The following is a 14,941-nucleotide window of genomic DNA, read 5'->3' as shown; positions in this document are numbered from 1 at the left end:
CGTGAAACTGCCGGGCGTCATCCGTCCGGCGATGATTTCCCTGCCGCCGTAATAAAGAAGGAGCGCGATAACGATACTGCCCAGGAATTCCATCAGCGGGCCCGACAGCGCGGTCGCGCGCAGGTACCGCATCGTCTGGCTGAAATACTCGTTGTTCTGCACGGCGAACCGCGCGATCGAGCTTTCCTCGTAATTAAACGCTTTCACCACTTCCATGCCCTCAAGGCTTTCCTGAAACCGGTGATAAATTTTTCCGACCGTCTCCTGCGCGCGACGCGACGAACTGCGCATTTTCCGGCCCAGCACGCCCAGCACTATCCCCGCCAGCGGCCCGATAAGCAGCGCGATCAGCGTAAACCGCAGATTGACGTAAAACAGATACCCGAAGATGAACACTATCGAGGCCACGTCGCGGATGAAATACAGCGGCAGAAACTGAACCGCGCTCTGCACCGAGTTGAGATCGTTGGTAACCTTGGCCATAATGTCGCCGGTGCGGTTGCGCCAGTAAAACTCTATCGAAAGCGCGTGCAGGTGCCGGAACAGATCGTCGCGGATTTTCTGCACCACGCGCTGGCCCACGTCGCTCATCAGGTAGGACTGCGTGTACTGCACCAGCATCTTCATGAAAAACAGCACCGGGATCAGGCACACCACCCAGAGCAGCTGCGCGTTGTTCTGCAGTTTCGACAGGTTGTCCACCAGCGGCTGCACGCAGTATATGTACACCAGATTGAACGCCGCCACCCCCAGCATGGCCAGGCCCGCGTAAACCAGCCTGGTTCTGTGCGGCTTGAGATACGGCAATATGCGCTTTATGTTTTCCATGCTGTTCGTCCTTTCCCGCCTGCGCGCGGCCCGGGCTCCGGGCCGGCCGCGCCATTTCTATTTTCCGGCCGCCACCGGCTCCGCGCCGGGTTCGGCGCGCGGTTCCGCCGCCGCGCCTGCCGGAAACGCGCCGTTAAGTATTATTCCGGCCGCCCGGCTGGTCGCGCCCCGGTCGCCCAGCTTCGAACGCAGGCCGATCAGTTCGGCGCGCATCGCGTTGAGCTTGTCGGGATTCTGAAACAGCTGCATGATGCTGCCGGCCACGGCGTCGGGCGTGGCCTGAAACTGGATGAACTCCCTGACCAGCCCTTTCCCGGCGACTATATTGACCAGCGAAATATGCGGCACCTTGATAATCCGCCGGGCGATCTGGAAGGTGATTTCCGGCATTATATAGACCACCGAAAGCGGCAGCCCCAGCAGCCCGTTTTCAAGCGTGGCGGTGCCGGAGCAGGTGATAACCGCGTCCATCCGGCTGCGCAGGTAATAATCATCCTCGCGGATAATCTCCACGTCGTGCGGGTTTTCCTGCGGCGCGCCTTTGGCGCACAGGCCGATCAGCTGCTCGTCGGTCACTTCCCTGGCGGCGAAGATATAGGCCCGGCTCTGCGGAAACGCCTCCTTGATCTTTAGAAACGACGCCCAGAACACCGGCATATGCCGCTCGATCTCCTGCATGCGGCTGCCGGGCATCAGCCCGATCTTCCACGGATAGTTCGTGCCGCCGCGCCGCGCCGGCGGCGTGACCGGCGCGGGCAGGATGTCCAGTATGGGATGGCCCACATACTCGCACTCCGCGCCCGCTTCCTTGTAGATCTTTTCCTCGAACGGAAAAATCAGGATCATTTTTTTCACCAGCCGCGCCAGCTTTGCCGCGCGCCCGGCCCGGCTCGCCCACACCTGCGGGCTGATATAGTAATAGCTGGGGATGCCGCGGTGTTTGGCCAGCCCGAGAATCTGATGGTTGAACCCGTAAAAATCTATCGCGATCAGGCAGGCAGGATTCTTCTCCTCCATATAAGTGCGTATGAGGCTGATCAGCCGCAGCCACAGGAAAAACTTGCCCAGCGGGGCCGTAAACCCGCCCACGCCCAGGCCCGCGAGATTATAGATGAACCGGTCCGACACTTTTCTCATGCGCTCGCCGCCCAGACAGGCGATATTGAGATTAGGGTCCCGCTCCTTCAGCTCCCGTATAAGGTTCGCGCCGTGCAGATCGCCCGACGGGTCGCCCGCCACGACAAGAATATTTTTTGTTGCCGGTATTATCTGTGCCATCGGGTTTATTTTCCTATGTTTTCCAGAGTTTCGGTGATAACCATTTTAGTCGCCTTGCCGATATCCGACACCACGCGGATAGGGCCCGGCGGCTCGGGACTGGCGTGCCGCGACACTTCGTACCGCTGCAGCTGCTCGGTAATCTGCAAAGCCAGCTCCAGCGCCTTGCCGCCGCGCTCGCCGCTCGGCCACGGGGTTTTAGTGTGGTGAATGCAGTCAATAAAATGCAGCAGCTCGGCCTTGATCGGCTGGGTTTTTTCCAGCGGCGGGTAGAGCACCTCTATGTCGCTGACGTCTTTCAAAACCGGGGCTTTCTTGCGGTATGTCTTCACGCGCGCGTTCATGAAATCAACGGACAGGTAGCTGTTGTCCTGATAAACCCGCATGTACCGCCCGCGCTCGAGCGACGCGCGGCTGGCCGTCACGTCGGCTATGCAGCCGTTTTTAAAACGGAGCCGCACGTTGGCGATATCCTCGTAAGAACTGAAAATGCTGGCGCCGATGGCTTCGAAACTCACCACGTCGGAATCCATCATCGTAAACAGCAGATCAATGTCGTGGATCATCAGGTCCAGCACCACCCCGATCGCCGACATCCGCGGATCGTAAGGGCCCAGCCGCTCGATCACGATGAAACGCGGCGACTTGATGTGCTTGAACGCCTCCGTCACCGCCGGATTGAACCGCTCGGAGTGACCGACCTGCAAAAGCACTTTTTTGTCCTTGGCCAGCTCGATCATCGCGCGCGCCTCTTCCATGGTTGACGCGATCGGCTTTTCCACCAGGCAGTGCACTCCGCGTTCGATCGCAGCGAACGCGATCTGCTTGTGCAGCTCGGTAGGCACGGCGGCCACCACCGCGTCAACCTGCGACAGCAGATCCCTGTAATTGGAAAACGGCATGCAGTTGTAGGTCCACGCCAGTTCCTGCGATTTTATGATATTGGTGTCGCATATCCCCACCAGCTCCACTTCCGGCATCGCCGCCAGAGTGCGCGAATGATAAGTGCCTATCTTGCCGGCCCCGATAACGCCGAATTTCAGTTTTTTTGTTTGCTGTGCCATATGGTTTTCCCGTATGCGCCGCCCGGCTCGCCGGGAACGCGGTTAAATAAGCCCGGCTGCGCCGCCGGGCCTGCCGTAAAATTCAATCCAGCTCGCGCAGCCCTTCGCTCAGCGCGATAACCGTTATGGCGTTGCGCCGCGCCATATCAAGCACTTCCTCAAGATCAAACACCATCGTCTTTCCCGCCTCGACCGCCAGAACCGGCACGCCGGCTTCCACAGCCGCCTCGACAGTGCCTTTGCCTATCACCGGCAGGTCAAACCGCATGTCCTGCCGCGGCCGCGCCACCTTCACCACCACAGGCCCGCTGCTTCTGGAACGCGCCGTATTGCCGCCCGCGATTTCGGCGCGGTAGATGCGCCCGGCTCGCCGGATGCACTCGTCGGTGCCCTCCATGGCCTCCAAAGCCAGCACCGACCTGTCGCACACCGCGCAGGCCAGCCCCACGTCCACGGCGGACAGCGCTTTCGCGATCGTCCAGCCGAACCGGATGTTGCCGGCCTGTTTCCTGTCAGGCGCCGGGCCCGCCAGCACGCCCGGTTTCGCCAGCAGATGCTCCAGATAGGTGGCGGTGCTGAGCAGCTCGATCCCCTCGCTTTTGAACTCGGCCTCAACGGCGGCGAAAATCGTTTCCGCCCGGGTATCTTTCAGCGACGCCAGTATCCGCGCCGCCCGCAGATCGGGCCAGAGATTGGCGAAAATCGAGCCGTGGCGCACCAGCCCCGTCATCACTATTTTAGTCACGCCGTTGCGCCTGAAAAATTCCAGCAGCGCCGACACCTGGCCCAGCCGGAACGATTCCATCCGTTCGCTAAGGCCTCCCAGCTCGTCCGGCGCGTTTTTCAGCCCGGCCGTAAAAACCGCGTCGCCGCGTTTGACGGCCTCGCGGGCGAACAGAACGGGATATTTCCCGCCGCCCGCCACGAGCCCGATTTTATTCCTCTCCGTCATTGCCGGCCCGCCGGGAGCAGGACATCCGCGCGCGCATTATTCCGCGCGTGCCTTTTTCGCAGAATTCGACCATCTCCCGCGCTTCCGGCGACAGGTTCGCGCCCTTAAGCTTCCCGATCGCCTCGCTCAGCCGCATGCCGCGCAGAAAAAGCTCCTTATAGGTTTCGCGCACGCTGCGGATGCTCTCGCGCGATATGCCGTTGCGCCGCATGCCGACAAGATTGAGGCCCACCAGATGCGCCCGGTCGCCCTGCACGATGCAAAACGGCGGGATATCCTTGCCCGACATCGAGCCGCCGCCCACCATCGCCATCCGGCCTACCCGGCAAAACTGGTGAAACCCCGACAGCCCGGAAATAACCGCGCTGTCGCCCACTTCCACATGGCCCGAAAAACCCGCGCTGTTGACCATGATAATCCTGCTGCCGAGCTGGCAGTCATGCCCGACGTGCGAGTTGGCCATGAACATGCACCCGCCGCCGATCACCGTTTCGCCGTGCTTGGGACTGCCGCGGTGCAGCGTCACGCCTTCGCGCACGATGTTATTGTCGCCCATGACGAGCGTTGTTTTCTGGCCCGAATAGGAATAGTCCTGCGGAGGCGTGCCGACATAGCAGGCCGCCACGAAATTGTTGTTTTTGCCGATTGTCGCAAATTCAATGAAACAGTGCGGCCCGACCTTGGTGCCCGCGCCGATTTTTACGTCCTCCCCTATAACCGCATACGGCCCCACCTCGACATCCTCCCCCAAAACCGCGCCAGGGTGTATAATGGCTGTGGGATGAATTTTCGCCGTCATAAGCTCTCCTTTGTTTGAGTTGTCGCTGCCGGTTGAAAAACAAAAGTCATATCCGCTTCCACCACAAGAGCTCCTTCCACAAACACCTGCCCGCGCCCGCGCGACATGCGCCCCAGCCGCAGAAACTCCACCGCCAGCCTGAGCGTATCGCCCGGAAAAACGGGCCGCCGGAATTTTGCGCCGTCTATAGTAAGGAAATAGGCTATTTTGCCGCGGTATTCGTCAAGACTCATCACAGCCGCCGCGCAGGTCTGCGCCATCGCCTCCAGCATCAGCACGCCCGGCATAAGCGGCTGGCCGGGAAAATGGCCCTGAAACCACGGTTCCGACATGGTGACGCCTTTTGTGCCAAGCGCATATTTGCGCTCCTCGATAATATCCACCCGGTCCACCAGCAGAAACGGCGGCCGGTGCGGAATCGCTTCCATCACCGCCCGGGCATCCATGCCGCGAACCGCGGGCGCGGCAAGCAGGAACCTCAAATCCGTTTTTTTCTCTTCGGCCATTTTTTTCTCCGTCGCTAATTGCGGACGCCCCGTTCCAGCAAAAGCCGCCCGAACCCGGCATTATGCCTGTGCCCGCCGCGCAGGGCGGTTATTTCCACACCGGCAAGCGGCAGGCCGCACAGCGCCAGATCGCCCAGCAGATCAAGTATCTTGTGCCGCGCCAGCTCGTCGGGAAACCGCAGCCCGCCCTCGGCGCTTAAAAACTCCGTCCCGGTGACCACCACGGCGTTCTCCAGCGAGCCGCCTTTCGCCAGGCCCGCCTGCCTCAGCCACGCCAGTTCCTCCTCGAACCCGAACGTGCGGGCCGGAGCGATAACTGCGGCGTAGTCCTGCCGCGCGGGCTCAAACACAAACTCCTGCCGCCCGACCAGAGGATGCGGATGCTCGAAGATGAACCTGAAAACCTTTTCCGCGGCAGGTTTGGCGGTATACACGGCGTCACCGGCCCTGTATTCAAGCGCCCGGTCAACCGACAGCGTCTGAATCCGCCCGCCCGTCCTGACAATCCCCGCCGCCGCAAACGCGGCGGCAAACGCCCGGGCCGAGCCGTCCATGATCGGCGGTTCCGGCCCGTCCAGCTCGACCGCCAGATCGGTTATGCCCAAGCCCGCGCAGGCCGATAAAATGTGCTCGACCGTAAACACCTCGCTTCCGCCCGCCGACAAATTCGTGCCGCGCACCGTGGAATTGACATTGCCCAGCAAAGCGGCAACCGGAGCCGCGCCTTTCACATCCGCGCGCCGGAACGTTATTGCCGAACCCGCCCGCGACGGCTTAAATACCGCCCGGCAGTGGAGCCCGGTGTGCAGGCCGACGCCGGCAAGCGCTGTTTCGGTTTCAAGAGTGGCCGTTTCTGTCATAAATCAGCTGCCGGCGGAGCTCTTCGCCTGTTTTTCCAGTTCCGCCACACGCGAGCGCAGGTCCGCTATTTCCGCGCAAACCGGCTCGGGCGCGCTTTTCTTCAACTGCCGCAGTTCCCGGTGCATCTGCGGCAGCCTGCCCAGCAAAGCCTGTATTTTCATGCTCTCTCCGTGCGGCCGCGCCGGCGCGCCGAAATAAACCGCGCCGTCGGGTATATCGTTCATCACGCCGGACCCGGCCGTGACAATCGCCCGGCTGCCCACCTTGATATGGTCTATAACCCCGGCCTGCCCGGCTATGATCGCGCCGTCGCCCAAAGAACTGGAGCCCGCTATGCCCGCCTGCGATACAATTATGCACGCCCGGCCGACCCGCACGTTATGCGCGATCTGAACCTGATTGTCTATCTTGCTGCCCGCTCCGATAACGGTATCGCCCATTGTGCCGCGGTCTATGGTGGTGCAGGCTCCTATCTCAACGTCGTTCTCGATAACCACGCGCCCGACCTGATGGATTTTCTCGTGCCCGGCCGGCGTCTGGTTATAGCCGAACCCGTCCGCGCCGATGACGGCGTTGGGATGGATGATCACCCGGTCCCCTATCACGCAGTCCTCCCGTATCACCACGCCCGGATAAAGCAGGCAGTCCTGCCCCACTTTCGCGCGATGCCCGATATAACAGCCGGGATAGACAACCGTGCCTTCCCCGATCGCCGCTTCCGGCCCGACAATCGAAAACGCGCCCACATAAACGGACAGGCCCAGCCGGCTCGTATCCGACACGCTGGCTTTGGAATCCACACCCGTTCCGAAATCCGGCCGGCCGGCCAGATAAACCCGCTTGAGAATTCTGGAAAACGCCAGCTTGGGATCGGCGCAAAAAATTACCGGTCCCTCAAACGGAACCGGCAGCCCTTTCGCCTGAACAGGCAGCAGCAAGACACCGGCTTTCAGCCCGTTCAAAAGATTTTTTTTGGCGGGGTCGGTAAAATAAACAATGCTGTCCGGCTCGGCCGTTTCCAGAGGCGCCGGCCCGCCTACGGTATCCGAAGGCTTTCCGCCCGTCAGCTCGCCCTCGCAAAGCGCAGCCAGCTCGCCCAGTTTGAATTCTATGTACATAACAATCGCTCCGCAGGAAGTATTATCGCCCGGACAGTTTGTCCAGCAGCTTATCTGTCAGATCCACCGCGTTCTGCCCGTAAAGTATGCTTTTCCTGTCCACCACCACGCTCACGCCTTCGCTTATCGCCACATCGCGCAGCACCAGGTAAATGTTGCCTAATATGAGCTGCATCCGCTTCTGCTCGTAATCGAGCAGTTCCTTTTCGGCGCGCTGGCGGAATTCCTCGACCGAAGTTTCCTTGCCAAGCACCTGCACTTCCATGTCCGCTATCTTTTCTTCCAGCGCCTCCAGTTCCCCGCGCGACGGACTGCGCGGAACCGGCTGCCGCTCCGCCCGCGTTGAAACCGCCACGTCACCGGCCGATACAGCCGCCACCGGAGGCATTGGCGGCTCAACTGCCTGCGGCGCGGCAGGCTCTGCGGCAGCAGCGGTCTGCCGGGCCGCCGTAAAAGTTGACACTGCCGCGCCCTGCGCGGCCGGAACAGCCGCAGTGGACCCCGCGACTTCGGCGGGCGCGGCGGGCTGGTCCGCATCCAGCAGCGCCTGCGCGCCGGCAAGATCCCGTTCCGTTTCTTCAACCGTTTCCGCTCCGGCCACGGAGTCCGACGACACTGCCGCGGCTGCCGCCGCGGCCTGTTTCACGGCCTTTGCGTCCGCTTCCGCCGCCAGCTGCCGCGCGCGCTCCTCCGCGGCGAGCCGCGCGGCCGTCTCGGCTTCCTCGCGGTCGGCCCGTTTTCTCAAAGTCTCGCGGTCACGGCGCAGTTTCTCCAGCTCGGCGCGCAGAGAGTACAGCTCCTGCCGCTTGCCGGTGAGCTGTTCCTCGCGCCGCGTGATTTCCTTTTCCAGTTCGTCCTTGACGCGCACCGTAGCCGGATGCGCCTTGAAAATCCGCTCCACGTCCACATAGCCGATGCTGCCGGACTCGCCCCGGTTCTCCGCCAGAGTCAGCTCAATGGCCAGGCAGGGCGCCGAAAGCGCCAGCCAGACCGCCGCCACTGCCCGTATTCTGCCCGCCATATAAAATCCTTTCCGCGCAACCGCTAAAACATGTTGCCGATCGTAAAGTAAAATTCCGATTTGCTGTCCGTTGACTTGTGATTGAACCCGTAACCCCAGTCAAGCCTGATCGGGAACGACGGCGTGGTGAACCTGATCCCGAACCCCGCGCCCATTTTCAGCTGGTTCGTGCCGCTGCCGGTTTCAAGCGAAACATCGGAAAAATTCTTCCAGTCGTTGCCGATGTCAAAGAAAAACGCGCCCTGCACGAGCGTTTTCCTGCGCTCGCGCGCCAGCGGAAACCGGATCTCCGAGTTCAGCACATAATACAGATTGCCGCCGTCGCTCGGCCCGATCTGCCCGTTATTGTCATAGCCGCGGATGGTGTCCTGTCCGCCGAGAAAATAGCGGTTGTAAACGGGCACCGCGTCGGTATTGGCGTAATGGTCCACAAACCCGATCCGGTTCGCCACCGACCACACTATCGGGTAATCGCTTATCTCCAGCAGCTTGTAATTATAGCTGGAGCCCAGCGTAACCTTGTAAATATCTATGTCGCCCATAAGCGGCCCTCCGGCCAGCTCGAACGAAATGGAGTTTTTAGAGCCGCTGGTCGGATCCCATATGTAATCGCGCGTGTCTATTATGAATTCGGTCGTCAGGCTGGAAGTCATGCTCGTACCCGGCGCCAGCACATTCGTGTACGCGTCGTCTATCTGGTCAATGGTGATATTTTCACAGGTGTAACCGAGGCTCAAAGTGTATTTGTCGTCACTGAACCGCGGCGCCACGCGCACGCGGCCGCCGGTGCTTTTTTCGCGGTACGCCGTGGAAGAACTGCCGTACGGGCGGAGCCGCCGGGTATTGAACGCGTCCAGCCCCAGGCTGACGGGCTTGTTGTCCACCCACGGAGTGGTCCAGCTCAGGCTGTAATCCATAATGCGCGTGCCGAAGCTCCAGGTAAGCGCGAGCCGCTGGGCCTTGCCAAACAGGTTCATGTGCTGCACCGACAGTTCGCCGTACAGCCCGTCCACCGACGAAACCGCCGCGCCCGCCGTCATCATGCCGGGCTTGCCCTCAACCACGTCGAAAGTAAGGTCCACCTTGTCGGGCTCCGGCGCGGGCGCGATATCTATCTGCACGTCGTCCAGAAAACCCAGGTTCATCATTTTCTGCTGGCTTTTGCGCACCTTGTTGGCCTGAAACACGTCGCCGGGCCTGAGCGTGACTTCGCGGGTCAGCACATATTTTTTTGTGGATTCGTTGCCTTCCACATCCACGGAACCCACATAGACTATGCTGTTTTCTATGATTTCAAGGCTGATATTTGACGTTTCGGTTCTGGAATTGTAATCAATGACCGGCTTGACCTGCGCGCGCAGATACCCTTTATCCGCATACAGTTCCTGAATGGCGCGCAGGCTGTCATTGAACAGATCCTGCTTGTAAACCCGGCCTTTGACATAAACCAGCGCTTTGCGCAGTTCGGTGTCGGTAAATACCGTATTGCCGGAAAAAACGGTGTCGCCGAAACTGGATTTGGGGCCTTCGTAGAAATGGTAAACCAGCACCGCTTCGCTCTTGTCCTGATTAAACACCACAGACGAACCCGTTATCGCGAATTCCTGAAATCCGTGGTTCTTGTAAAACTGCTGGATTTCCGCCTGGTCTTTCTGCAAATCTTTTTCGCTGAACACTTTGCCGGGCCGGTTTTCGGTCTGCTTGAGTATCTTTTTCTTCCCGAAACCCGAAAGTCCGAAAAAAAGCACATCCCCGATCCGGGTTTCCGGGCCCTCCTTTATATTCATGGTAAGAATTACGGAATTTGTTTTATGGCCCGGCGCGGTGCTGCCCTCGGCATGCGCCGAAATAAACCCTTCCTCGGCGTATTTGGCTTCGATCGCGGCGGCATCCTGCAGAAGTTTTCCCTGCGAGAAAAAATCCTTCTTTTTAAGCGACATGGCGTCCAGAACCTTGGATTTTGACAATTCGTCCCGCCCCTGCAAAACGATATCCTCGATCAGCGGTTTCTCTGCCGCCATATAAGTGACTTTATGGCAGGGAAACGGGCCGGATTTGTCGGCCGCCGTCCGCTCGCCCGCTATGCGCGCGATGTCCACCGAAACCTTCTCCAGGCTGCCCAGCCCGATCAGAGCCTGAATATCCTCGCCTATAAAAAACCGCTGGTAGAACTCGCCTTTCGCGGCTTTGGCGTTTTTCAGGATCGTTGATTCCTTCACGTTGATCAGGCCGCTGGCCGCCGTCTGGCAGACCATCCACGGCCCGTTCTGGTCCAGCTCCAGCTCGGCCGGGGTGCCCGTCGCGGTCACCACGGAAGACGATATCTCGGCCTCCACGGCTTCCACCCCGGTCCGCGAAACCGTGGAAACCGGCACGCCTGACGTTATTTCGTCCATCAGGGAAGTTTCCGCCGCCGGATCGGTTTGCAGGGTGTCGCTTTTCTGGAAATTCTGCTGAGCCGGACTGATCGCAGCGCTCTTCGCCGTTTCGGCGTTTTGCGCCCGAACCGGCCCGCAGCAGCAGAGTAAAAATGCAAATATCAAAACGGAATGCATATTCAAAATAAACCTCTCGGATATTGCGGGTATGCCCGGCGATTTCACATTATTATAACATTAATATATGTAATGGTTCCATTTATTCCCGCAAACCCGCCCGTCGGCGGGAACCCGGGCGGCCCGGTCATATTCCAGGCGGAACCCGCGCGCTTAAATTGCCCGCGTCCAAACCCCCCGGGAACCGTTTTCGCCCAACCTGCCGTTTTGCCAGGCCGGCGCAGGCGCGCCTGGCTTGCCCTGCCCGTCCGCCGACAGGGCGGCTATCGGTATTTTCCGTCTGCGCCCGGTGTTTTTGAGAGCAAGGCAAAAAAATCCGCCCGCTGCGCTTTGCGGACGGACTCTCGAAAAAATGCCCCGCGGCTTATCGCCGGATTCTCCGGCCAAGCACAAAAAGACCGTTCACAAAACGGTCTTCCCGGGTTTCGGTTTGTTTAAACCGGACAGAGGTTACGCGGCGCGACGGGGCGCCCTGCCGCTGCGAATGCAGGCGGTGCAGACATACACGCTCTGCACTTTTCCGTCAAGCATGATCTTCTGTTTCTGAAGATTGGGCCTGAAGGTCCGCTTGGTGGCGACGTGCGAGTGGCTGTATGAGTTCCCGGCGACCGGGCCCTTGCCGCATATTTGACATTTATATGACATAGTGATGTTATTATATAAAATTCCGCGAACTTTCTCAAATTTGTAGAATGTTGCCATGGAGCAAACGCCTACTGTCCAGTTCGTCAAAGGCATCGGGCCCAAACGCGCACAGCTGCTGGCGCGGCTTGGCATAACGACGCCCTCGGATTTATTATACTATTTTCCGCGCGACTGGTCGGACCGCCGCACCGATTCCCTTCTTTCCCTGTTCCGCCAGAACACCCATGCGGTAATGAAAGGGAAAATTCTGTTCCTGCGGGAAATCCCCACCCGCAAACAGCTCACCATCATGCGCGCGGTCTGTTTAAACTCGCAGAACCGCGAGTTCGAGGCGCTCTGGTTCAAGCGCACGGCCGGACTGCGTTACGATCCGTTCGAACCGCTCAAGCGCGAGCTTGCGCCCGGCCGCGAGTTCTGGTTCATAGGCCGGCTGGAAGACGAAAAAGCGGCCACTCCCGTAATCAGCGTCGAGGAATATTACGCCGACGACGACCAGCGCGCCCGCGCCGTCCATATCTGCCGGCTCGCGCCGGTCTACGGCCTGACCGAAGGGCTGAGTTCGAAACTGCTGCGTGAAATGGTGTACGCCGCGCTCCAGAGCCCAGCCGCAAAAGAGCCGGAGTTCATGCCCAGCTCGCTCATGCGGAAACGGGAACTGCTGGGCCTTGAGCAGGCTCTGCGGGGCGTGCATTTCCCCAATTCAATGGCGGAGCTGGAAGCCGCGCGGCGCAGAATCGTATATCAGGAATTCCTGCTGCTGTCGGCCGCCTGGACAATCAAAAAACGCCAGACCCGCACCGAGCTTAAAAACTATTCTTACGAGATAAGGCGCACTCTGCTGACCCCGTTCCGCGAAAAAATGGGGTTTGAATTCACTCACGCGCAGGTGCGCGTGATCAACGAAATCTTTCGCGACATGCGCTCCCGCCACCCGATGACAAGGCTTTTGCAGGGCGACGTGGGGTCCGGAAAAACCGTGGCCGCGCTGTCGGCCCTGCTGCTGGCGGCGGAAAACGGCTGGCAGGGCGCGTTCATGGCTCCGACCGAAATACTGGCCGAGCAGCATTTCATGACACTGTCGCGCTTTCTGACCGGGCTGCCGGTGAAATTCGAGCTGCTCACTTCCCGCACCACCGCCGCCGCGCGCCGCGGCATACTGGCGCGGCTGGCCGGCGGCGAAACGCAGCTCCTGGTCGGCACGCACGCCATTATCGAAAACGACGTGAAATTTAAAAACCTGCGGCTCGCGGTTATTGACGAGCAGCACCGGTTCGGGGTCGAGCAGCGCGCGCTGCTGCGCGGCAAAACCGGCATCATGGATCTGCTGGTGATGACCGCCACGCCCATCCCGCGCACGCTGGCGCTGGCGTTTTACGGCGATCTCGACGTGTCGGTCATAGACGAGCTGCCACCGGGCCGCAAACCCGTCATCACGTCGGCCCTGGGAGAGGCGCAGGCGTTTGAAATACTGCGCGGAGAAATCCGCAAAGGGCGGCAGGCCTACATAGTGCACCCGCTGATCGAAGAAAGCAAAACGCTGGAGCTCAAAGCTGTTACCGAGGAATACGAACGCCTGTCGAAAGACGTGTTCCGGGAATTCCGGCTCGGCATGCTGCACGGCCAGATGAAAGGCCGGGAAAAAACCGCCGTCATGGAAAAGTTTTTAAACCGCGAGATTGACATTCTGGTGGCCACGCCGGTCATCGAGGTCGGCATAGACGTGAAAAACGCCACGGTAATGCTCATCCAGAACGCCGAGCGGTTCGGGCTGGCGAGCCTGCACCAGCTGCGCGGGCGGGTGGGCCGGGGCAGCGAGGAAAGCGTGTGCCTGCTTGTGCCGTCCGCCAGCACCGACGACGCGGCCGAGCGCATCAGTATCATGTGCGAAACCGGCGACGGGTTTAAAATCGGCGAGCAGGACATGAAAATGCGCGGGCCCGGCACGGTGCTGGGCACGCGCCAGCACGGCGAGTCGGATCTGAAGGCCGGCGACGTGTTCCGCGACCGCGAGGTGCTGGAATCCGCCATTTTAGACCGCGACGAGCTGTTTACCGCCGACCCCAATCTGGTCAGGCCGGAGCACTTCGCGTTCAGGAAGAAACTTACGGAACTGTATGCGAAACGCTGGCATCTGATAGATTTGTCATAATATAGCAGGTGTTAAAAATCCGAGCCGGCCGGATGCGGCGTAACCGAGGAAAACATAATGGACCCATCCGCTTTGCTTAAAACCCGCATTCTTGTAATTGACGGCGCGACCGGCACCGAGCTCGCCGCGCTAAATCTCAAACCCGCCGATTTCGGAGGCGCGCAATATGACGGCTGCAACGAACACTTAAACCTCACCCTGCCCGCCGCGGTTGCCGGAGTGCATGATTCCTACCTGGCGGCCGGGGCCGACATAATCGAAACCAACACGTTCGGGGCAACTTCGGTAGTGCTTGCGGAATACGGCCTGCAAGACAAGGCTCGCGAAATAAACGTCGCGGCGGCGCGGCTGGCCCGCGCAAGCGCGGAAAAATTCTCCACGCCGGAAAAACCGCGTTTCGTGGCCGGCTCGCTGGGCCCCACCACCAAAGCGCTTTTCGTGACCGGCGGCATAACCTATGACGAAATGCTGCAGTCCTACCGCGCGCAGGCCGGCGCGCTGCTTGAAGGCGGAGCGGATCTGCTCCTGCTGGAAACCCAGCAGGACATGCTGAATGTGCGAGCGGGCCTGACGGCCTGTTTCGGGGCGGTTAAAGCCGCCGGGAAAAAGGTGCCGGTGATTCTGTCCGTCACTATCGGACTCGACGGGAAGATGTTAAGCGGGCAGGACGCGGACGCGATGTATCTGGCCGTGTCGCACTATCCTCTTTTCGCTTTGGGCTTTAACTGCGCCGCCGGGCCGGACGAGATGCGCGCGCGGGTGCGGCGGCTTGCCGCCATTTCACGGTTCCCCGTTTTCTGCATGCCGAACGCCGGCCTGCCGCTTGAAAACGGCTCGTACCCTGAAACACCGGAAAACTTCGCTTCGAAAATTGCCGGGTTCGCGCGGGAAAGCCGCGTAAATATAGCCGGCGGCTGCTGCGGCACCGCGCCCGCTCACATAAAGGAACTGGCCCGCGCGCTTGACGGACTGGAGCCTGCGCCCGCGCCGGGCGCGACGGCGCGCGGTTTTTCCGGAGTCGCGGCGGTCTTATGGGACGAGCTGGAGCCGCCCCTGCTTGCGGGCGAACGCGCCAACTCGATCGGCAGCAAACTTTTCCGCACGATGATCGCGGATAATAAATGGGACGAGGCGGTCAGCGTCGCGATCCGGCAGGCCGGGGCAG

Annotated in this window: 13 protein-coding genes; 2 read left to right on the top strand and 11 right to left on the bottom strand. The window is 60.3% G+C overall.

Translation table 11 applies throughout. The features are described 5' to 3' along the window. The 11 genes from PHW69_07405 to rpmB form a co-directional block, all read right to left on the bottom strand. On the bottom strand, positions 1-828 hold an 828-nt coding region (locus tag PHW69_07405), incomplete at its 3' end, for an ABC transporter transmembrane domain-containing protein (GenBank protein ID MDD4005014.1). A gap of 57 nt (positions 829-885) precedes the next feature. Continuing rightward, positions 886-2,106, bottom strand: coding sequence for a lipid-A-disaccharide synthase (gene lpxB, locus PHW69_07400; GenBank protein MDD4005013.1), 1,221 nt, complete (start codon positions 2,104-2,106; stop codon positions 886-888). Positions 2,107-2,111: 5 nt separating this feature from the next. After that, positions 2,112-3,170: a Gfo/Idh/MocA family oxidoreductase gene (locus tag PHW69_07395; protein ID MDD4005012.1), complete on the bottom strand. Its 1,059-nt coding sequence runs from the start codon at positions 3,168-3,170 to the stop codon at positions 2,112-2,114. Positions 3,171-3,252: 82 nt separating this feature from the next. Further along, positions 3,253-4,122, bottom strand: a complete 870-nt coding sequence (gene lpxI / locus PHW69_07390) for a UDP-2,3-diacylglucosamine diphosphatase LpxI (protein ID MDD4005011.1) — start codon at positions 4,120-4,122, stop codon at positions 3,253-3,255. After that, the gene (gene lpxA / locus PHW69_07385; GenBank protein ID MDD4005010.1) at positions 4,106-4,921 is read right to left on the bottom strand and encodes an acyl-ACP--UDP-N-acetylglucosamine O-acyltransferase; all 816 of its coding nucleotides are present in this window, start codon (positions 4,919-4,921) and stop codon (positions 4,106-4,108) included. The genes lpxI and lpxA overlap by 17 nt, the downstream gene beginning before the upstream one ends. Beyond that, positions 4,918-5,427 carry a 3-hydroxyacyl-ACP dehydratase FabZ gene (gene fabZ, locus PHW69_07380; GenBank protein MDD4005009.1) on the bottom strand — a complete coding sequence of 170 codons (510 nt, stop codon included), beginning with the start codon at positions 5,425-5,427 and terminating at the stop codon, positions 4,918-4,920. The genes lpxA and fabZ overlap by 4 nt, the downstream gene beginning before the upstream one ends. Positions 5,428-5,441: 14 nt before the next feature. Next, positions 5,442-6,287 (bottom strand): UDP-3-O-acyl-N-acetylglucosamine deacetylase, encoded by an 846-nt coding sequence (gene lpxC, locus PHW69_07375; GenBank protein ID MDD4005008.1) that lies wholly within the window; start codon positions 6,285-6,287, stop codon positions 5,442-5,444. A gap of 3 nt (positions 6,288-6,290) precedes the next feature. Next, the gene (gene lpxD / locus PHW69_07370) at positions 6,291-7,406 is read right to left on the bottom strand and encodes a UDP-3-O-(3-hydroxymyristoyl)glucosamine N-acyltransferase (GenBank protein ID MDD4005007.1); all 1,116 of its coding nucleotides are present in this window, start codon (positions 7,404-7,406) and stop codon (positions 6,291-6,293) included. Between the two features lie 22 nt (positions 7,407-7,428). Beyond that, positions 7,429-8,427, bottom strand: coding sequence for an OmpH family outer membrane protein (locus PHW69_07365; protein ID MDD4005006.1), 999 nt, complete (start codon positions 8,425-8,427; stop codon positions 7,429-7,431). A 23-nt stretch (positions 8,428-8,450) separates the two neighbouring features. Next, positions 8,451-10,982: an outer membrane protein assembly factor BamA gene (gene bamA / locus PHW69_07360; GenBank protein MDD4005005.1), complete on the bottom strand. Its 2,532-nt coding sequence runs from the start codon at positions 10,980-10,982 to the stop codon at positions 8,451-8,453. A 450-nt stretch (positions 10,983-11,432) separates the two neighbouring features. After that, positions 11,433-11,627: a 50S ribosomal protein L28 gene (gene rpmB / locus PHW69_07355; protein ID MDD4005004.1), complete on the bottom strand. Its 195-nt coding sequence runs from the start codon at positions 11,625-11,627 to the stop codon at positions 11,433-11,435. Positions 11,628-11,682: 55 nt separating this feature from the next. Between rpmB and recG the strand changes: the two genes are divergently transcribed. Both recG and PHW69_07345 read left to right on the top strand, forming a co-directional pair. After that, complete coding sequence (recG, locus tag PHW69_07350) at positions 11,683-13,776, top strand: ATP-dependent DNA helicase RecG (protein ID MDD4005003.1); 2,094 nt, start codon at positions 11,683-11,685, stop codon at positions 13,774-13,776. Positions 13,777-13,833: 57 nt separating this feature from the next. Next, on the top strand, positions 13,834-14,941 hold a 1,108-nt coding region (locus tag PHW69_07345), incomplete at its 3' end, for a homocysteine S-methyltransferase family protein (protein MDD4005002.1).

The organism is Elusimicrobiaceae bacterium, assembly GCA_028700325.1.
Taxonomy (GTDB): domain Bacteria; phylum Elusimicrobiota; class Elusimicrobia; order Elusimicrobiales; family Elusimicrobiaceae; genus JAQVSV01.
The sequence above is the reverse complement of the archived record's forward strand: the minus strand, read 5'-3'. Positions and strand labels throughout refer to the sequence as shown.